The sequence below is a fragment of the Phenylobacterium sp. GW821-FHT12F10 genome (assembly GCF_058806695.1).
The window spans coordinates 748,238-766,425 of sequence record NZ_JBXAPY010000001.1 but is presented as its reverse complement, the minus strand read 5'-3'; the positions used below and the strand labels follow the sequence as shown (position 1 = coordinate 766,425).

Genomic DNA, 18,188 nt, shown 5'->3' with positions numbered 1-18,188 from the left:
GTCAGGAGCCGGGTCCGGTCCACGGATAGAACGGGTTCAGCAGGAACAGCGGCGTGCGCCCCGCCACCCCCAGCTCCGAATAGCTGAAGGTGAGGTCCGTGTGCCCCATGGCGAAGGACTTGCACGGGTCCAGCCGCTTGCGGCCGAAGGCCAGGGTCACGGCGTCCCCCTTCCGCTCCACGAAGAAGGCGAAGTCCTCCTTCTTGGTGCAGCCGTTGGAGGAGACCCGGATGGTCAGGGCCTCGCGGCCGGCGCTGGCCGAGTAGAGCGGCTCAAGCTCCCCCAGGGCCGAACCGGCCGGGGCGACGATGGGCGGGGCCGCGGTGGCGCAGCCGGCGAGCAGGCTGAGGCCCGCGATCAACAGAAGACGACGATGCATGGCCGCACTTCGCCACGTCCGCCGCCTTGGCGGCAACCCCCAAAGCGAAGACCCCGGCGGTTGATCCGCCGGGGTCCCGGTTCCTACTGCTTGTAGCTGAGCCGGAGATAGAAGAACCGGCCCGGCGCGTCATAGGCGTTGGGATCGTAGTTGTTCAGGCCGCAGGTGATGCAGCCCGGGGGATCCTTGTCGAACAGGTTGTTGACGCCGGCGGCGAAGCTGAAGCCGTCGAGATAGTCGGGCGTGTAGCGCAGCTGGGCGTCGAAATAGGTGACGGCCTTGAGCTTGTTGTCGGCCGCGCCGGGCTCGGTGACGCTCGACAGGTAGCGGGCCGAGGCGGTGGCGCCCCATTCGGCCTTGTCCCAGTCGACCGCCAGGGTGGACTTGGTCTTGGGATAGGCCTGGTCCGGGCTGCCCCGTTCGGTGCCCTCACGCTTGATGCCCGCGAGGCCCGAGGAGGTGGGCACGTTCTCGGTGAACTCGAGCAGGAAGCTGGAGTTCGACCGCACCGCGAAGCGGCCGATGGCGGTGTCGGGGGACTGGTAGAGGATGTTGAGGTCCACCGCCCGGGTCTTGATGCCACCGATGTTGATCAGCGGGTTGGCGATCCCGGCCACCGCGCCCGACGCCGTCCGGGTGATGGTGGCGCAGGAGAGCGCGTCTCCGGTCTGGGCGCAGCGGTCCAGCAAGGTCTGGCCGTTCTGGGCCTGGATGGCGGCGTCCAGTTCGATGTCAGCGTAGATCACCTCGATCGAGCCGCCGCTGGCCCAGCTGGCGGTCTTCAGGGCGCTGGGCTCCCACACCACCCCATAGGTGCGGCTCTCGCTGGTCTCCGGCTGGAGGTTGCGGTTGCCGCTGGTGATGACCGAGATCTGCGGGTTGAGCTGGGAATAGCTGCCGCTGGCCGGAACCCCGTGGGCGATGCAGTTGGCGCGGATATTGGCCGCCTTGGTGGCCAGGTTGGAGCAGGGGTCGTTGACCTCCTGGTCGAAGCGCGAGGCGGTGCCGAACAGCTCGCCGATGGTGGGCGCCCGGAAGCCCTGGCCCCAGGAAGCGCGGACCAGGACGTCGCTGACCGGCCGCCAGGCGAGGCCGGCCTTGTAGGTGGAGTCCTTGCCCGAGGTGGAATAGTCGAACCACCGGCCCGCCAGGGAGACGTCCAGGCGGTGGAAGAGCGGCATGTCCTTGACGATGGGCGCCGACAGCTCGGTGTAGAACTCGTCGACCTTGATGGAGCCCCGCGCCGGCTGGGCGGGGATGTCGGAGGACAGGCCGGCCGCGACGATGGCGTCCGGCTGGAAGAAGCCCTCGTTCTCCCGGTGCTCATAGCCCGCGGCGACGCCCAAGGGCCCGGCCGGCAGGTCGAACAGGTCTCCGGTGATATTCAGGGAGTAGTCGTGCAGCTCCTGCTCGGAGACGTCCTGCTGGGTGAAGCCGATGAAGCCCAGCATGGCCGGGGTGATGGTCCCCTGCCCGCCGAAGATGTTCAGGGGCACGCAGGACCCGGTGCACTGGGCGACCGGACCCAGGGCCTGCTGCACCCGCTGGGCGTTGACGTTGCCGGTGAAGGTCTGTTCGGCGCGGTTGCGCGACCAGACGGCGTTGGCGTCCCAGTAGAAGACCCGGCCGGCGGCCTCGATCTGGCCGTCGAGGGTCGCGGTCAGGTTCCAGGTGTTGACGTCCTGCTCGTAGTGGCGCGGCCCGTTCTCGATCAGCCGGCGGCCGATGAAGGCGTATGTGCCCTGCTGCAGGGTGAAGCCGAAGGGGTTGTAGGGGTTGGTGGCGTCGACCGCGACCGTGTCCAGCAGGTTGCCGTTGCCGGCGTCGGGGCCGACGAACAGCGGCAGGGGCGCGGCCTGGTTGGCGGAGCGGCGGTTCACATAGGAGGCCCGGACCCGCAGCTTGACGCTGTCGGTGATGTCCTGGGTCACCGACCCGAACAGGCTCGTCCGCTCCGAGGGGCTGACGATGTAGTTGTAGGGCTGGAAGTTGAACCGATCGAGGGTGGTGAAGTCCTTGAAGCTGGAGGCCGCGCCGGTGGGGGCGCCGGGCACGTAGGTCGGGCGCTGGCCGACGGCCAGGGCCTGCTTCAGGGTCATGTCCAGATCCTGGTTGGTGTTCGGATCATGGATGATGAACCGGCCCAGCAGGGTGCCCGAGCTACAGCCGCCGCCGAGGCAGGAGGTCGCCCCGGGACTGGGGAACAGGGAGATGCTGCGGTCGCCGGAGGAGACGGCGTCCTGCTTGATGTAGCCGCCGCCCACCACGATGGTGGTGTGGTCCTGGCTGGCGCCCCAGGAGACGTTCAGCTCCTTGGAGAAGCCGTCGCCATCGCCGTACCGGCCGACCTGGGCGGAGGCCTGGAAGCCGTCCTGCCGCGTCTTGGTGATGATGTTGACCACCCCGGCGATGGCGTCGGAGCCGTAGATCGGCGAGGCGCCTTCCTGCAGCACCTCGACCCGCGAGATCATCGGGGAGGGAATGGTGTTCAGGTCCACCGAACCCGGCACGCCCGAGGCCGAGGCCCCCGGCACCCAGCGCAGGCCGTCCACCAGCACCAGGACGCGGCGGGAGGACAGGTAGCGCAGGTCGATCTCGGCGGCGCCGGCGCCCACCCCGCCGCCGTCGGGCGGATTGCCGAAGTTGCCGGAGTTGTTGAACTTGGAATTGAGGCCGCCGGAGGCCACCGGCAGCCGTTGCAGCACGTCGGCGGTGGAGGACAGGCCGGTCTTGAGGATCGCCTCCTCGCCGATCTGGATCACCGGCTGGATCTGATCCAGCGGGCTGGTCCGGATGCGCGAGCCGGTGACCACCACCTCCTCGACGGTCGGATCCTTGGCGGTCTGGGCGTAGGCTGCGCCGGCAGCGAACACGCTGAGCGCGAGCGTCGCCGCGCTCGTCATTAGTCTTTTCATGGGCTTCCCCCGGAGTTTTTCGGAACCGTCGACTCGCCCGGGTCGGGCGCTGCGGTCCGTTTGTGTCAGGGAGGAAACGTAGCTGTCACACGGCTGTCAAGCTCACCCTTCGGTTGAAGGCGGCGGGCGCGCACCCGGAATCGCCGAAACCCCCAAAGCAAAAGGCCCCGGATCGCTCCGGGGCCTTCGCTGAACTCGAAATGTCGGACGTGATCAGGACGAATAGAATTCGATGACCAGGTTCGGCTCCATCTTCACAGCGTAGGGAACCTCGCTGAACTCCGGCTGACGGATGAACTTGGCGGTCATCGCCTTGGTGTCCAGCTCGATGTAGTCGGGGGTGTCGCGCTCGCCCGACTGCAGGGCTTCGAGCACGAGGGCCATGTTCTTGGAGCGCTCACGGACGGAGACGATGTCGCCGGCCTTCACGCGGTAGGAGGCGATGTTGACGCGCTTGCCGTTCACCAGCACGTGGCCGTGGTTCACGAACTGACGGGCGGCGAAGACGGTCGGCACGAACTTGGCGCGATAGACGACGGCGTCCAGGCGCGATTCCAGCAGGCCGATCAGGTTTTCCGAGGTGTTGCCCTTGCGGCGGTCGGCTTCCTCGTAGGTGCGGACGAACTGCTTTTCGGTGATGTTGCCGTAGAAGCCCTTCAGCTTCTGCTTGGCGCGCAGCTGCAGGCCGAAGTCGGAGACCTTCTGCTTGCGGCGCTGACCGTGCTGGCCGGGGCCGTACTGACGGGCGTTCACCGGGGACTTCGGACGACCCCAGATGTTTTCGCCCATCCGGCGGTCGATTTTGTACTTCGCGGAATGCCGCTTGGACATAGTAGCTCTTTCAACACGATCCGGGCCGGCGCCTTCATCAGTGAAGGCGCGATTTCAACGGCGGCGTCCAGATCACCCGTCATAGGTGTTCACAGCCGCCAGGGTGACCCGGCGGCGCGAAGGGGCGGTTTATGATGCGGCGGGCGCGGTAAGTCAATCCAGCGGGGTTTGGGATCACGCCCTGGCTAGGTCGGTCCGGAAATCGCCCCTATGATCTTGCCTGGCCCCACAGGGTCGTCCTGACCAAGGCCATCGCGCCAAGCCTGGAACTTCAGCGCCGAGGTGACCCCCAATGGACTTCTGGATTGCGAGCCTGGTTGTCGTGGCCGTCGCCTATCTGCTCGGCTCCACCCCGACGGGCTATCTGGCGGGGAGACTGCTCAAGGGGATCGACATCCGGGAGCACGGCTCCAAGTCCATCGGGGCGACGAACATCCTGCGCACCCTGGGGGTCTGGCCGTTCTGGGGGGTGCTGCTGATCGATGTCCTGAAGGGGGTGGCGGCGATCGTCTTCGCCCGTCTGTTCTATCCCTGGTTCTTCACCTTGCCGTTCGTCACGCCGCCGGCGGCGCTGGATCTGCAGACTTGGACGCCCTGGGCCGTCTGCCTCGCCGGACTGGCCGCCCTGCTCGGACATGGCCGGTCGATCTGGCTGAACTTCTCAGGAGGCAAGTCCGTCGCGACCGGCCTGGGCGTGCTGCTGGCCATGGCCTGGCCTGTCGGTCTCGGCGCCCTGGCGGTCTTCGGCGCCGTGCTGGCCGCGTGCCGGATCATGTCCTTCAGTTCGATGCTCGCCGCCCTGACCGCGATCGCCCTCATCTGCGCCCTGGAGCAACCCCTGCCCTACCGGCTGCTGGTGATCGCCGGCGGCGTCTACGTGATCGTGCGCCATCGCGCCAACATTGGGCGGCTGCTGGCCGGGACCGAACCGCGCCTGGGGAAGAGCCGTCCTGAACCCAAGGCGGCAGCCTAGGCCGGAACGACCGGCGGCAGGCGATAGCCGCCCTCCAGCAGCTCTGTCTTGGGCAGATAGGCCCGCATGAACAGGGCGAAGGGCCCGGCCGGCGCCGGCAGCCAGTTGGCGCGGCGCTCGGGGCCCGGATCCTCGTGGCCGATCCAGATGTCCAGCGAACCATCGGCGCCCATGACAAGGCCCGGCGTGCGGTCGCCGATAGCGTAGCGGTCGAGGGGATTGTCGGTGAAGAAGAACTGTCCGTCCGGTGTCGCCTCATAGAGGCTCAGCGACCAGAAGGAATGGACCGGGAGGTGGCCGCCCGCCGGGAAGGAAAGCCGCCACGACCGGGTTCCATCGAACAGGGCGCGCGGCAGGTCGCCCTCGGCGCGCATGTACATGGCCTCTTCGGGCGGCAGGGCGGCCAGACCCGCCACCGCCACCGAGGCCCGCAGGCCGTAGTCCCGCCCGAAATCGCCCAACCGCGCCGAGGGATAGGACCAGCCCTCGACGAAGCCCGCGCCGGAGAGTCCGCCCTTGCGCGAGGCGATCTTGCCCTCGGCCAGGCCCGCCTCGATGGCGGCGACTTCCTCCGGCGAAAACCGCGAGGCGTCAAAGTCGGCGAGGCCCAACGGCGCCATGGCGGCCAGGAAGGCGCGGTCCTCGACCCGCGGCGGGTTGGCGGCCATCAGCCGGGCGGCGGTCTCGAAATACTCGTCCCAGGGCGCGCCGCGATGGGCGAAGGGGCCTGGGGTCGGTACGGCGGGGCCCTGCATGGAGAGGCCGTGCTGCACGGCCTTGGCGCCCTCCACGTCATGGGGGCCGTCCACCAGGATGCGGGCGAGCGCCCAAACATGGTTGGTGGGGGAACGCACCACATTCGGCCCCTCGGCGGCCTCGGTCGGCCCCACCAGGGTGAAGGTCCCGCCGTCCGGTCCCGTGGTGCGGGTCCCCAGGATGGCGAAGTTGTTGGTGTAGGCGTCCATCAGGGCCAGGGAGAGATAGCGATCCCCGGCGGCCGGCAGGTTGATCGTCACGGGGCCCTGGGAGAGGTCCACTTGGGCGGTGGAATAGAAGGTGTCGTTGTTGGGTGTGGTGACGGCCCGCGCCGTGTGGTCGGCCAGGCGGCGCATGTGGCCAAAGACGTTCATCGGCGAGCCGGCGGCCTGACCACGGGCCCGGGTGGTGGCGATCTCCACCAGGGGCAGGGTGAAGATATAGGCGTCTCGCGCCGCGGTCTTCAGGGCCTCGAGGTCCTTGGTCGCCATGGTCGTCTCCCCGTCTGAGGCCACACCCATCGCCCGTGCGGCCAGGCTTCGCAAGCCCGCCGGTCAGGCGTCCGGCAGGCCCTGCTTGGCCTTCTCACGGGCCAGCTTGTGCAGGGCGCGGCCGCGGCCCTTGGAGAGCGCGGTGACCACGCCGCGGAAGGTGCGGACCTCCTGGTCGGAGAAGCGGGCGCGGCCGAGCGCTGAGCGCAGGTTCTGCATCATGGAGGGCTTCTTTTCCGGCGGATGGAAGAAGCCGGCGGCCTCCAGCTCCTGCTCGAAGTGATCGTAGAGCCCCTGCATGGCGGCCGCCTCGGCCGGGGGCGGGGCGTCGCGGAAGATGGCCGGCGCCCCCGTGGCCTGGGTCATGCGCCACTCATAGGCCAGGATGATCACCGCCTGGGCCAGGTTCAGGGACCGGAACCGGGGGTCGATGGGCAGGGTCACCACCGCCTGGCAGAGCGCGATGTCGGCGGTCTCCAGCCCGGCGCGCTCGCCGCCGAACAGCAGGCCCACCCTGCGGCCCTCGGCCACCTCGTGGATCAGGTTGGCCGCCGCCTCCCGGGGCGTGAGGATCGGAAGCTGCAGTTCGCGGGGACGGGCGGTGGTGGCGTAGACCAGGTGCAGGTCGGCGATGGCGGCCTCGACGCTGTCATAGACGCGCGCGGCGTTCAGCGGCCATTCGGCGCCCGAGGCCGAGGACCAGGCCCGTTCCTGGGGCCAGCCGTCGCGGGGATTGACCAGCCTCAGGTCGGCCAGGCCGAAATTGGCCATGGCCCGGGCCACGGCCCCGATGTTCTGGGCCAGCTGCGGCGCATTGAGGATGATGCAGGGGGGAGCGGCGGAACCTGTGGGCATGGCGCGTTTTCAATCGCTTGCCCGTCTCATTGCAAGGGCGGTGTGTGTTAAGGCGCTCGATCATGCGTATCCCCCTGCTCGTCGCCCTCGCCGGCCTGGTCCTCGCCGCCTGCGGGCAAGGTTCGCCGCAGACCGCCTCCAACACGCCCCAGATCAACATGGCGCGGATGAACACCGAGGTCGTGGAGATCGCCGAGCGCGCCAAGCCCGGCGTCCTGGGCATCGGCGTGATGAACCTGGAGAGCGGCCAGAGCTGGGACTTCAACGGCGAGCGCCGCTTCCCCATGCAGAGCGTGTTCAAGGCCCCCCTGGGCGCCGCGGTCCTGGCCGAGGTGGACGCCAAGCGGCTGCGCCTCGACGATCCCATCACCATCGCCGACCAGGACCTGTCGCCCCCCTTCAGCCCGGTGGCCGACGCCTGGCCGGCGCGGCGCGACTACACGGTGGGCGAGCTGCTGGTCGCCGCGACGGGACGTTCCGACAACACGGCCGCCGACGTGCTGATGAAGAAGATCGGCGGCCCCGGCGCGGTGACCGCCTGGCTGGTGAACAAGAAGGTCGAGGAGATGCGCGTCGACCGCTACGAGCGCCAGCTCCAGCCCGACATCGCCGGCATGGCCTCCTTCCGGCCGGCCTGGAAGGGCCAGGCCTATATGACGGTGCTCAACTCGATCCCGCCGGAGACCCGGCGCAGGGCCACGGCGGCCTATATGGCCGACCCGCAGGACACCTCCACCCCCCGCGGGGCGCTGGCCTTCCTGGACCGCCTCGACGACGGCGAGCTGCTCACGCCCGCCTCCACCGCCCTGCTGCTGAAGATCATGACCGAGACCCCCACCGGCGCCGATCGTCTGAAGGCCGGCTTCCCCAAGACCGCCCGCCTGGCCCACAAGACCGGGACCGCGCGGACCGACCTTGGGATGAACCCCGCGGTCAACGACATCGGCATCGTCACCCTGGCCGACGGCCGGCGCTACGCGGTGGCCGTCTTCCTCTCCGGCTCGACCCGGGACGACGCCGAAAACGAGAAGATCATCGCCGATGTGGCCCGAATGGTGACCCGCGGCGTGCAGTAGCGTTCCTTGGCCAGGAACGCTTCGCCCCTAATCCGCGCCTGCGGGCTCCGCGGCCTTTGCGTCGGGGCCGACGCCTAGTATACGGCCCCCAAAGCCAATTTTACGCCCCGGAGCGCATCGCCCTCATGGCCAAGATCAAAGTCGCCAATCCTGTCGTCGATATCGATGGCGATGAGATGACCCGCATCATCTGGCAGTGGATCAAGGACAAGCTGATCCTGCCCTATCTCGATATCGACCTGGCCTATTACGACCTGGGCATGGAGAGCCGCGACGCCACCGACGACAAGATCACCGTCGAGTCCGCCGAGGCCATCCTGAAGTACGGCGTCGGCATCAAGTGCGCGACCATCACCCCCGACGAGGCCCGGGTCGAAGAGTTCAAGCTGAAGAAGATGTGGAAGTCGCCCAACGGCACGATCCGCAACATCCTCGGCGGCGTGGTCTTCCGCGAGCCGATCATCTGCAAGAACGTGCCGCGCCTGATCCCGGGCTGGACCCAACCGATCATCATCGGCCGCCACGCCTATGGCGACCAGTATCGCGCCACCGACTTCAAGGTCCCCGGCCCCGGCAAGCTGACCATCAAGTGGGAAGGCAAGGACGGCCAGGTCATCGAGCACGAGGTGTTCGACTATCCCGGCAGCGGCGTGGCCATGGCCATGTACAACCTCGACGAGTCGATCCGCGACTTCGCCCACGCCTCCTTCGCCTACGCCCTGCAGCGCACCTATCCGCTGTATCTCTCCACCAAGAACACGATCCTCAAGGGCTATGACGGCCGCTTCAAGGATATCTTCGCCGAGATCTTCGCCGCCGAGTACGCCGCGCAGTTCAAGGAAGCCGGCATCACCTATGAGCACCGCCTGATCGACGACATGGTCGCCTCGGCGCTCAAGTGGTCGGGCGGCTTCATCTGGGCCTGCAAGAACTACGACGGCGACGTGCAGTCCGACCAGGTGGCCCAGGGCTTCGGCTCGCTCGGCCTGATGACCTCGGTGCTGATCACCCCGGACGGCAAGACCATGGAGGCCGAGGCCGCCCACGGCACCGTCACCCGCCACTACCGCCAGCACCAGCGCGGCGAGAGCACCTCCACCAACTCCATCGCCTCGATCTTCGCCTGGACTCGGGGCCTCGAACACCGCGCCAAGCTGGACGGCAATCCCGAGCTGGACCGCTTCGCCCGCACCCTGGAGCGCGTCTGCGTCGAGACCGTCGAGAGCGGCTCCATGACCAAGGACCTGGCCCTGCTGGTGGGCGACAGCCAGGGCTGGCTGACCACCGAGGGCTTCATCGACAAGGTGGCCGTGAACCTCGACAAGGCGCTGGCCCAACCGGCCTGAGCCAAGGACTCGGGCCGCCCCTGACGGGCGGCCCGGCCTCTATTCCGGGACCTTGAGAGCCTGCGCGGCCCTCGGCCCGGCCTGCGGTTTAGCGAAAGAGACTGAGCACGGTCGCCGACGAGGTGTTGGCGATCGACAGGGCCTGCACGCCCAGCTGCTGCTTGGTCTGCAGCGAGGTCAGCCTGGCGCTCTCCTTGGCGAGGTCGGCGTCCACCAGGTTGCCGACGCCCGCGTCGATGGAGTCCTGCAGCTTGCCGACGAAGGTGAGGTGCGAGGCGATCGCCTTCGACCCCGTGCCCAGCTTCGACAGGGCCGTCGAGACATTGCTGATCGCCGTGCCGACATTGGTCACCATCGCCACGGCCAGGCTCTGGGACCCCACCGAGGCCGTGGCCGACAGACCGATGCCGGTGAGGGACAGGTCCTGGGCCAGGACCGTGATCTTCGAGGTTCCGTCGTCATTGGCCAGGGCGGCGACCGTCGTTCCCCCGGAACTGATCATGTTCACACCGTTGAAGGTTGCGTTGGAGACCGACTTGGCGACCTGGTCGCGCAGGGCCATGAAATCCTCGTTCAGCGCCGTGCGCGACGCGGTGTCGAGGCTGGAGTCCGAGGCGGCGAGCGCCTTCTCCTTCATCTGCAGCAGGAGGTCGGAGACCGCCTCCCCGCCGGCGATGGCCACGTCCACCGTGGACTGCGACCGCTGAAGGGAATCCCGGACCGCGTTCAGGGACGACGAGGTGGCGCGCTGGTTCTGGGCGATCGCCCAGACCGCGCCATTGTCCTTGGCCGAGGCGATCTTCTTGCCGGTGTTGATGCGGGCCTGGACCTCCATCAACTCACTACTTGTCTGATTGAGATTCTGTAGGGCGATCATCGCACCTACGTTCGTATTGACGCTATTCGGCATCCTCAAAACCCCACAATTCTAGGTTTCACCCACCATTTTTGATAGGCGTGAGCTTTTTTGCTCTGCCGAATCTGTACCACTTGAGTCTTTCGGGCCGCCTAAGAGGGTCTTGAGAAATCGTAAACAGAATTTCCGAGAGCCCGGATGTGGACGATCTGTCGCAGCCCATGACCCGGATCGTTGCGATGTTCGGAATCCGAGGCCCGGCCTGGCGTACCGGCGTTTTGACTTATGGACATGCTCGACAGCGCGGGCGCGCGCCTGTCGCGATTCACGGCGCGATCAATTCAGGCCTGCGAAATCTTTGGCGCGGCCAATTCAGATCTTCGAAATCTTTGCGAAGACTCTCGGCCGAGCCGCGCCGTCGTCGAAGGCGTGATCGGTCAGGAGGATCGCTTGCCCGTCCTCAACCGCTCCGGGTGCGCCGGCGGGTTGATCAGCTCGGCCCGTTCCTGCGGGGTGATCACCCGCCAGCGGCCCTCCGGCAGGTCGCCGATCTTCAGCGAGCCGATCCGTACGCGGAACAGGTCTACGACGTGCAGGTCCACCAGTTCGCACATCCGCCGGATCTGTCGGTTCCGCCCCTCCTTCAGGACGAAGCGCAGCAGCTGGTCGCCGATCAGGGTGACCTTGGCGTGCCGCAGCTGCCGCCGGTCCAGCTGCAGGCCGTGGCGCAGCATGGCGATCTTCCGGTCGGTGATCTGCCCGGTCACCTTGACCCGATATTCCTTCTCCAGGTCCGACTCCGGTCCGATGACCGCCTTGGCCACCACCCCGTCCTCCGAGAGGATCAGCAGGCCGCGTGAATCCATGTCCAGGCGGCCCACCGGCGCCAGGCGGTTCTCCAGGGTCGGGATCACCGGGCTCTCGCCATAGAGGGCGCCCGCCGTCAGCATGGTCACCGCCGCGATCTGGCCCGCCTCGGGATGGGCCGAGACGATCCCCACCGGCTTGTGGATCACCACCGTGAGGGTGGATTCCAGCTTGGCCTGGGCCCCGTCGGACAGCACCAGGGTCTGACCGGGCTCGATCTTGCGCCCGGCGTCTTCCACCGTCTGGCCGTCGATGCTCACCAGGCCCTGGGCGATCAACCCCTCGGCCTCGCGCCGCGAACACACCCCGCTCTGGGCCAGCCAGCGGTTGACCCGCTGCGGCTCGGCTTCGTCATAGGTCTTGGTCCAGGCCATGGGTCCCTGCGCTCGGCGTGCGGCGCACACTTAGGCGGCCCGGGCGGCGGCGACAATCGGGCGGTTGACGCAGGTCAACGCCAGGCGCCGGCCCGGCGGCCAGGGTTCGGCCCATGAGCACCCTGGTCCTGCACTCCATCGCCATGAGCCCCTATGGCTGGACCGCCGCCCTGACGGCGGCCGAGAAGGGCGTCGACTGCGAGATCGTCCCCATCCCCGACGCCGGCACGCCGGAGCGCCTGAAGCTGCACCCCTTCGGCAAGATGCCCGTGCTGCAGCACGGCGAGGTCTTCGTCTACGAGACCCTGGCCATCGCCCACTATATCGACCGCGCCTTCGCCGGCCCCGCCCTGCAGCCCGCCGACGTGCAGGGCCAGACCGACATGCTGCGCTGGATCAGCATCGTCGGCAGCTACGTCTTCCCGCTGATGAACGGCCTGATCAAGGAACGGACCGCCGCCTTCTGGCGCGGCGACGCCCCCGACGAGGCGGCGCTGGCGGCGATGCGCGAGCCCTTGGCCCACCAGTTCCGGCTGATCAACGAGGCGGTCTGGAAACAGCCCTACCTGGCCGGGGATCACGTCACCCTGGCCGACCTCTTCCTGGCGCCCCACCTGCACCTGGTCTCCACCACGCCCGAGGGCCAGGAAGCCCTGGGTCACGCCCCCGGCGCCGCGGCCTGGCTGGAGCGGATGCGGGCGCGCCCGGCCTTCGAGGCGACCAACCCGCTCACCCTGCGCTTCGGCTAACCGCCGTTGATCAGCTTCACCGCCTTGTCGAGTTCGGTGGCGTAGTCGTTCAGCGCCTGGGCGGTGAGGGCCGAGTACTGGTCGGCGTCGGCCCAGCGTTCCTCCTCGATGGCCTCGCGCACCCCGGGCAGGGTCTTGGCGCCGTAGCCGGTGAAGGTGCCCGGCGCATAGACCAGGTTCTTGTACCAGGGCCGCCCGGGCAGGCCGACCTCGGGGGTCAGGGTCTGCTCGATCCCCTGGGTCAGTTTCGACAGCTTCGCCTTGGCGTCCGGCGACAGGGCGGCGCCCTTGGCGGCCAGGGCCGAGTCATAGGCCTTGGCGCTGCGCTTCAGGTGATCGACGGCGTCCTCCAGGGGCGCGAAGTTGAAGTGCGGCACGGCCTTCAGGGGGGTGGGATCGCCGCGGGTCTCGGTGGGATCGTCCGCCAGCCTGTAGGCGCCCGACGCCAGCAGCTTGGCCTGGGTGTCGGCCGTCTCCCGCTTGGCGTCGGCCAGCTTCTTCACCTGGTCGAGATAGGTGGCCACCGTGTCGGCGAAGTTCGAATAGTGCTGCAGCGGCAGGTCGGCGTCGGCCAGGCGCAGGACCAGGCGGCCGCCGGTCCTGGCCAGCGCGCCGGCATAGGCGAAGCCCGGATCGACGAAGCGGCTGTGATGCTCCCAGGTGTCGTAGGCCGAGTGATAGACCCCGCCGCTCTGGCCCTCCCCCCCATAGCCGATGTTCAGCGCGGCCAGGCCCACATGCTGCAGGAAGGCCGAATAATCCGAACCGGAGCCCAGGGCGTCGATGGGCAGGTCCTTGGCGGGGTCGGCGGCCACCTTGGCCTGGGCCTTCAGCGTCTCGCTGGCGCCGGTCTGGCTGGCCCCCACCTGCAGGGCGGCCCGCAGTCGCTTGGCGACGCTGACCCCGGTCTGCGGGTCGGTGACGTCGTCGGCCACCTGGGTCACCAGGTGCTCGAAGGCGTGGCTGCCGCCGACGTCCAGGAAGCCCCGGCCGTTGCCGTCGCTGTTGATATAGATGAGGCCCTTGGCCTTCAGCTCGTCGGCATGGGTCTCGACCCATTCGGTGGAGCCCAGCAGCAGCGGCTCCTCGGCGTCCCAGCTCAGATAGACGAGCGTCCGCTTGGGCCGCCAGCCCTGGGCTGCCAGGCCGCCGATGGCCTTGGCCTCGGCCAGCATGGCGACATTGCCGCTCAAGGGGTCCGACGCGCCGAACACCCAGCCGTCGTGGTGGTTGCCGCGCAGGATCCACTGGTCGGGCCAGGTGGAGCCCTTCATCACCGCGACCACGTTGTAGATCGGCTTCTGGCTCCAGTCGGACTTCACCACGATATGGGCCTTGGCCGCCTCGGAGCCGCCCACGTGGTAGGTGATGGGCAGGGACCCGCGCCAGGCGGCGGGGACCACATTGCCGTCCAGGGCCGCCAGGAAGTGCTGGGCGTCGCCATAGGAGATCGGCAAGACCGGGATCTTCAGCAGGGACGGGGCATTTTCCCGCTTCAGCCGCTTGGCCTTCTCGGTGGCGCCGACCCCCGGGGTCAGGGGATCGCCCGGATAGAGCGGCATCTGGGCCACCGAGCCGCGCTGGAAGCCGTTGGCCGGCCGCGCCGCCCCCTTGGGATAGACGTCGTCGGTGGCATAGCCGTCATCGCGGGGGTCGGAATAGATGATGGTCCCCACCGCCCCGTGGTCCTGGGCCAGCTTGGGCTTCAGCCCCCGCCAGCCCGCGCCATAGCGGGCGATGACGATCTTGCCCTTCACCGAGACCCCCATGCGCTCCAGGGCGTCGTAGTCGGCGGGCATGCCGTAGTTGACGTAGACCAGCGGCGCGGTGACGTCCCCGTCGCCCTGGAAGGCCACATAGGCCGGCAGCTGGTCGGCGGTGCGGCTGGAGCTGTCGTCGCCGGGGATCGGCGCCTCGGTCAGGGTCGCCTTGAAGGGGGTCGGTGAGATCAGCTCCAGGCCCACGGTGATCGGGGTCGGATAGAGCACCGAGAAGGTCTCGATCTTGGCGTCCCAACCCCAAGACCTGTACTTGGCCAGCAGGCTCTCAGCGTTGGCCTTGTCGTGGGCCGAGCCCACATGGTTGGGCTGGGAGGCCAGGTCCTTCATCCAGGCGCTCATCTCGGGCGGCGAGATCTGGGCGTCGAAGCGTTTCTCCAGGTCGGCGGACTGCGCCAGGGCCGGCCCGGCGGCGGCGAAGACCAGCAGGGCGGCGATGGCGGTGAGCGTGCGGCGCATGGAATGAACCCCCGGATGAATGGCTCAGCTAGCCATCACTCCGAGGGGCTCGCAAGCGGGCATGAACGCCTTTGCCCTTGAGGCGTTGAGCGTCGCGGGCGACGAACGAGGTCTCTGACCGCGAAGATCGCCGCCCCCGTGACCCCGCCCAGCACCGAGGCCGGCCAGCCAGCTTCCCCCACACATGTGGGGGAAGTAGGCCGACAGCCGTTTGGCTGGAGGGTCGATGGGGGTGCGAGTCTGCAGCCCCCTGCCTTCCAGATACTCACCCCCATCGTCACCCGTCTCGCTCCGCGAGCCTTGTGACACTTCCCCCACATGCGTGGGGGAAGCTGGCCCGTCGACGCAGGTTCCCGCCCAGGCTCTTCCATGGCGTTGCGGCGTCGGGTTAGAGACCGGGCATGACCCAGTCCGACTCCATATCGCTCACCCCCGTCGCGCCCGGCCGCTGGACCACCTTCGCCGGGCCGGAGTGGCAGAACCCCGGCGGCGGGCTGTGGGGCGGCTACGCCATCGGCCTGTTCATCAAGGTGCTGGAGGCCGAGCCCGAGGCGGTGGGCGAGGCCCTGTCGCTGACCCTGACCTACGCCGCCGCCCTGCCCTCGGGCCAGGTGGACATCCGCACGCGCAGGCTTCGCCAGGGCGGATCGATCGGAGTCTGGGAAGTCGAGCTGCTGGCCGCGGGCTCGGACCAGGTGGGCGTCCACGGCATGGTCACCATGGCCAAGCGCCCCGACACCCCGGCCTTCGCCTTCGCCACCATGCCCGACGCGCCCTCCCCCGAGAGCCTGCCGGCGCCGGAGAACACCCACGCCCCGATGCACTACGGCGCCCAGGCCTTCGAGCGCCGGGGTCAAGATATCTTCCCGCCGCAGGTGAGCGACAATTCCCGGTCCCTGGTCTGGGTCCGCTCGCGCCGCGCGCCGTGGGACAAGGCCCTGCTGGGCATGGTCACCGACAACTCCGCGCCACGCGCGATGTACGCGCTGGGCCGCACCATCAACAACACCACCCTGTCGCTCACGGTCTATCTCCACGCCACCAAGGAGGAGCTGGCCCAGGTGGGCGACGACTTCATCCTGGTGGAATGCGAAGGCCGCGTCGGCGCCGGCGGCGCCTCGGACGAACGCTCCAGCTACTGGAGCCGCGACGGCAAGCTCCTGGCCACCAGCGAACAGCTTTGCTGGTACCGGCCGGTGCAGCGGCGTTCGCCGGAGTAGGACCACCCCCGCTCATCCCCGCTTTCGCGGGGATGAGCGGATAGGGATTGATCCGCCCCCTACTCCGCCGCCGCAGGCGCCAGCTTCCGCCCGAAGAAGTCCAGCGTCATGCGCGTCCGGTGCAGCAGGTGGGCCTGGGTCCAGCCGGCGCGGTGGCGCAGGCCCGGATACATCATGGTCTCGAACGGAGTCCCCTGAGCCTGCAGCGCCGCCATCAGCCGGGTGGAGTTGTCGAAGGTGACGTTGTCGTCGGCCATGCCGTGCATCAGCATCAGGCTCCCGGGCTTCAGCCGCCCGACCCGGTTCAGCACGTCGGAGTCGGCGTAGCTGGCCGGATCGGTGGCCGGCGTGCCCATGTAGCGCTCGGTGTAGTGGGTGTCGTAGAGCGTCCACTCGGTCGGCGGGGCGCCGGCGACGGTGGCCGCGTAGGGCGATCCCTCCGCCGTCATCAGCAGCAGGCTCATATAGCCGCCATAGGACCAGCCGGTGACCCCGATGCGGGCCGGGTCCACATAGGGCAGCGATTTCAGATAGGCGACGCCGGCCATCTGGTCGGCCACCTCCAGCTGACCCAGCCGCCGGTCGATGGCGGTCTTGAAGGCCACGGAGCGGTTGGGCGTGCCGCGGTTGTCGAGGGAGAACAGGACATAGCCGGCCTCCAGATAGAGCTGGTCGGCGGGGTTCTGCCAAATCCTGCGCACCGTGGCGCTGCCCGGCCCGCCATAGACCTGGACGATCACCGGATAGCGCCGGGCCGGATCGAAGCCCGGCGGGGTGCGCAGGGACCACCAGAGGTCCTGGCCGTCGTCGGCCTTGATCGTCCCATAGGTCGGGGTCCGTAGGCGGGCGGCATAGGGGGCGTAGGGATGGCCTTCGGCGAGCCGGTTCTCCTCGATCCAGCGGACCAGGGTTCCGTCGGCCCGATAGAGGCCGGTGCGCGGCGGGGTGGCGGGGTCCTCATAGGCGCCCACGAAGGCGCCCCCGGCCTTGGCCATCTTCACCGTCCACCAGCCGCCGGCGGCGGTGAGCGGGTGGGGTTCGCCGGGGGTCGCGAGCGACACCTCGTAAAGCCGCCGCTCGATGGGGCTGTCCTTGAAGGCGGTGAAGGTCACCACCCCGCGCGCCTCGTCGACGCCCGCCACCGCGTCGACCGGCCAGTCGCCCTGGGTGATGGCGCGCACCGGCTTGCCGTCGGGCCCGTGCAGATAGAGGTGGCGCCAGCCGGTCCGCTCCGACGACCACAGGAAGCCGCCATCCGTCAGCGACCTGAAGTCATGGGTCAGCTCCACCCAGTGGGGGCTGGTCTCGGTGAGCAGGACCCGCGTCTCCCCGGTGGCCGGATCGGCGGCCAGCAGGTCCAGGCGGCGCTGGTCGCGGCTCTGGCGCTGGACATAGAGGGTCTTGCCGTCCCTGGCCCAGTCGACGCGGGCGAGATAGATGTCGGTCTCCGCCCCCAGGTCGATCCTCACCCGCGCGCCCGTGGCGACGTCGGCGACGTAGAGGTTCACCACCGCGTTGGGACGGCCCACCCGGGGATAGCGCTGCTTGATGATCTCCGCGCCGGTGGCGCCGATGTCCAGGCGCTCCACCACATCGACCCCGGTCTGGTCGACATGGGTGAGCGCGATGCGGGTCTCGTCGGGGCTCCACCAGTAGCCGGTCTGGCGGTCCATCTCCTCCTGGGCGATGTAGTCGGCTGTGCCCCAGGACTTCAGCTCCGTCCCATCGGTGGTCAGCGCCCGCTCCACTCCACCCTGTGAGGGAAGAACGAACAGATTGTCGTCGCGGATGAAGGAGACGAAGCCCCCCTTCGGCGAGACCTTGGCGTCGATCTCGTCGGTCGCCGAATGGGTCAGGCGGCTGACCTTCCCGCCCGCCACCGCGTAGAGCCAGAGATCGCCCTCCACCGGCACGAGGATGAAGCGGCCCTCCTCGTCCCAGTCATAGGCGACCACGCCGCGGGTCTGGACGCCCTGGCGCTCGCGGCGACTCTTCTCGGCCTCGGAGAGGTCCCGATCCTCGGGCATCAGGTCGCGGGCGTCCAGCAGCCGGCGCGGCTCGCCGCCGGCCACGTCGGCGGCCCAGAGGTCGGTCATGCGGGCGTCGTCGGCCTTGGCCTTCAGATAGGTGACCATCGCCCCGTCCGGCGACAGGGTCACGCCTCGGGCCCGGGGCCCCGAAAGGTCCGGCGCCGCATAGACCCGCTCAGGGCTCAGCTTCTCCGCCTGCGCCGCATCCACCATCACACCCGCCATCAGGACAC

At 68.7% G+C, this 18,188-nt stretch carries 14 protein-coding genes; 5 read left to right on the top strand and 9 right to left on the bottom strand.

The window, feature by feature from the left end; genetic code table 11:
* Position 1: 1 nt before the first annotated feature.
* From AC1RN5_RS03790 to rpsD, 3 genes are all read right to left on the bottom strand, one after another.
* On the bottom strand, positions 2-379 hold the full coding sequence (locus tag AC1RN5_RS03790) for a hypothetical protein (RefSeq protein WP_493039925.1): 378 nt from the start codon (positions 377-379) through the stop codon (positions 2-4).
* Between the two features lie 83 nt (positions 380-462).
* Positions 463-3,294, bottom strand: coding sequence for a TonB-dependent receptor domain-containing protein (locus AC1RN5_RS03785; protein WP_493039924.1), 2,832 nt, complete (start codon positions 3,292-3,294; stop codon positions 463-465).
* Positions 3,295-3,507: 213 nt separating this feature from the next.
* Positions 3,508-4,125 carry a 30S ribosomal protein S4 gene (gene rpsD, locus AC1RN5_RS03780; RefSeq protein WP_304699249.1) on the bottom strand — a complete coding sequence of 206 codons (618 nt, stop codon included), beginning with the start codon at positions 4,123-4,125 and terminating at the stop codon, positions 3,508-3,510.
* A gap of 292 nt (positions 4,126-4,417) precedes the next feature.
* Here rpsD and plsY point away from each other — a divergent pair, with 292 nt between their 5' ends.
* On the top strand, positions 4,418-5,098 hold the full coding sequence (gene plsY / locus AC1RN5_RS03775) for a glycerol-3-phosphate 1-O-acyltransferase PlsY (RefSeq protein ID WP_493039923.1): 681 nt from the start codon (positions 4,418-4,420) through the stop codon (positions 5,096-5,098).
* Here the strand turns inward: plsY and AC1RN5_RS03770 are convergent.
* A complete protein-coding gene (locus AC1RN5_RS03770) occupies positions 5,095-6,345 on the bottom strand; it encodes a DUF1254 domain-containing protein (protein ID WP_493039922.1) in 1,251 nt (416 codons plus the stop codon). The two genes, plsY and AC1RN5_RS03770, sit on opposite strands and share 4 nt — an antisense overlap.
* Before the next feature lie 63 nt (positions 6,346-6,408).
* Complete coding sequence (locus tag AC1RN5_RS03765; RefSeq protein WP_493039921.1) at positions 6,409-7,200, bottom strand: RNA methyltransferase; 792 nt, start codon at positions 7,198-7,200, stop codon at positions 6,409-6,411.
* Between the two features lie 62 nt (positions 7,201-7,262).
* Between AC1RN5_RS03765 and bla the strand changes: the two genes are divergently transcribed.
* Together bla and AC1RN5_RS03755 are read left to right on the top strand one after the other, a co-directional pair.
* Positions 7,263-8,276, top strand: a complete 1,014-nt coding sequence (bla, locus tag AC1RN5_RS03760) for a class A beta-lactamase (protein ID WP_493039920.1) — start codon at positions 7,263-7,265, stop codon at positions 8,274-8,276.
* A gap of 125 nt (positions 8,277-8,401) precedes the next feature.
* On the top strand, positions 8,402-9,622 hold the full coding sequence (locus AC1RN5_RS03755) for an NADP-dependent isocitrate dehydrogenase (protein WP_493039919.1): 1,221 nt from the start codon (positions 8,402-8,404) through the stop codon (positions 9,620-9,622).
* A gap of 88 nt (positions 9,623-9,710) precedes the next feature.
* Here AC1RN5_RS03755 and AC1RN5_RS03750 read toward each other — a convergent pair whose 3' ends face one another.
* Positions 9,711-10,532 carry a flagellin gene (locus AC1RN5_RS03750; protein ID WP_493039918.1) on the bottom strand — a complete coding sequence of 274 codons (822 nt, stop codon included), beginning with the start codon at positions 10,530-10,532 and terminating at the stop codon, positions 9,711-9,713.
* Between the two features lie 383 nt (positions 10,533-10,915).
* On the bottom strand, positions 10,916-11,719 hold the full coding sequence (locus AC1RN5_RS03745; RefSeq protein ID WP_493039917.1) for a pseudouridine synthase: 804 nt from the start codon (positions 11,717-11,719) through the stop codon (positions 10,916-10,918).
* A 113-nt stretch (positions 11,720-11,832) separates the two neighbouring features.
* Between AC1RN5_RS03745 and AC1RN5_RS03740 the strand changes: the two genes are divergently transcribed.
* Positions 11,833-12,468 carry a glutathione S-transferase family protein gene (locus AC1RN5_RS03740; RefSeq protein ID WP_493039916.1) on the top strand — a complete coding sequence of 212 codons (636 nt, stop codon included), beginning with the start codon at positions 11,833-11,835 and terminating at the stop codon, positions 12,466-12,468.
* Here AC1RN5_RS03740 and AC1RN5_RS03735 read toward each other — a convergent pair.
* Complete coding sequence (locus AC1RN5_RS03735; protein WP_493039915.1) at positions 12,465-14,705, bottom strand: transferrin receptor-like dimerization domain-containing protein; 2,241 nt, start codon at positions 14,703-14,705, stop codon at positions 12,465-12,467. The genes AC1RN5_RS03740 and AC1RN5_RS03735 overlap by 4 nt on opposite strands.
* 401 nt (positions 14,706-15,106) lie before the next feature.
* Here AC1RN5_RS03735 and AC1RN5_RS03730 point away from each other — a divergent pair, with 401 nt between their 5' ends.
* Complete coding sequence (locus AC1RN5_RS03730) at positions 15,107-15,925, top strand: thioesterase family protein (RefSeq protein ID WP_493039914.1); 819 nt, start codon at positions 15,107-15,109, stop codon at positions 15,923-15,925.
* A gap of 59 nt (positions 15,926-15,984) precedes the next feature.
* On the opposite strand, the gene AC1RN5_RS03725 is transcribed toward AC1RN5_RS03730, so the two are convergent.
* Positions 15,985-18,180: a S9 family peptidase gene (locus AC1RN5_RS03725; RefSeq protein ID WP_493039913.1), complete on the bottom strand. Its 2,196-nt coding sequence runs from the start codon at positions 18,178-18,180 to the stop codon at positions 15,985-15,987.
* Between the last annotated feature and the right edge of the window lie 8 nt (positions 18,181-18,188).

Bases quoted from the DNA above. Each gene is read 5' to 3' on its own strand.
- AC1RN5_RS03790 (WP_493039925.1), bottom strand. From the start codon at position 379: ATGCATCGTCGTCTTCTGTTGATCGCGGGCCTCAGCCTGCTCGCCGGC.
- AC1RN5_RS03785 (WP_493039924.1), bottom strand. From the start codon at position 3,294: ATGAAAAGACTAATGACGAGCGCGGCGACGCTCGCGCTCAGCGTGTTC.
- rpsD (WP_304699249.1), bottom strand. From the start codon at position 4,125: ATGTCCAAGCGGCATTCCGCGAAGTACAAAATCGACCGCCGGATGGGC.
- plsY (WP_493039923.1), top strand. From the start codon at position 4,418: ATGGACTTCTGGATTGCGAGCCTGGTTGTCGTGGCCGTCGCCTATCTG.
- AC1RN5_RS03770 (WP_493039922.1), bottom strand. From the start codon at position 6,345: ATGGCGACCAAGGACCTCGAGGCCCTGAAGACCGCGGCGCGAGACGCC.
- AC1RN5_RS03765 (WP_493039921.1), bottom strand. From the start codon at position 7,200: ATGCCCACAGGTTCCGCCGCTCCCCCCTGCATCATCCTCAATGCGCCG.
- bla (WP_493039920.1), top strand. From the start codon at position 7,263: ATGCGTATCCCCCTGCTCGTCGCCCTCGCCGGCCTGGTCCTCGCCGCC.
- AC1RN5_RS03755 (WP_493039919.1), top strand. From the start codon at position 8,402: ATGGCCAAGATCAAAGTCGCCAATCCTGTCGTCGATATCGATGGCGAT.
- AC1RN5_RS03750 (WP_493039918.1), bottom strand. From the start codon at position 10,532: ATGCCGAATAGCGTCAATACGAACGTAGGTGCGATGATCGCCCTACAG.
- AC1RN5_RS03745 (WP_493039917.1), bottom strand. From the start codon at position 11,719: ATGGCCTGGACCAAGACCTATGACGAAGCCGAGCCGCAGCGGGTCAAC.
- AC1RN5_RS03740 (WP_493039916.1), top strand. From the start codon at position 11,833: ATGAGCACCCTGGTCCTGCACTCCATCGCCATGAGCCCCTATGGCTGG.
- AC1RN5_RS03735 (WP_493039915.1), bottom strand. From the start codon at position 14,705: ATGCGCCGCACGCTCACCGCCATCGCCGCCCTGCTGGTCTTCGCCGCC.
- AC1RN5_RS03730 (WP_493039914.1), top strand. From the start codon at position 15,107: ATGACCCAGTCCGACTCCATATCGCTCACCCCCGTCGCGCCCGGCCGC.
- AC1RN5_RS03725 (WP_493039913.1), bottom strand. From the start codon at position 18,180: ATGGCGGGTGTGATGGTGGATGCGGCGCAGGCGGAGAAGCTGAGCCCT.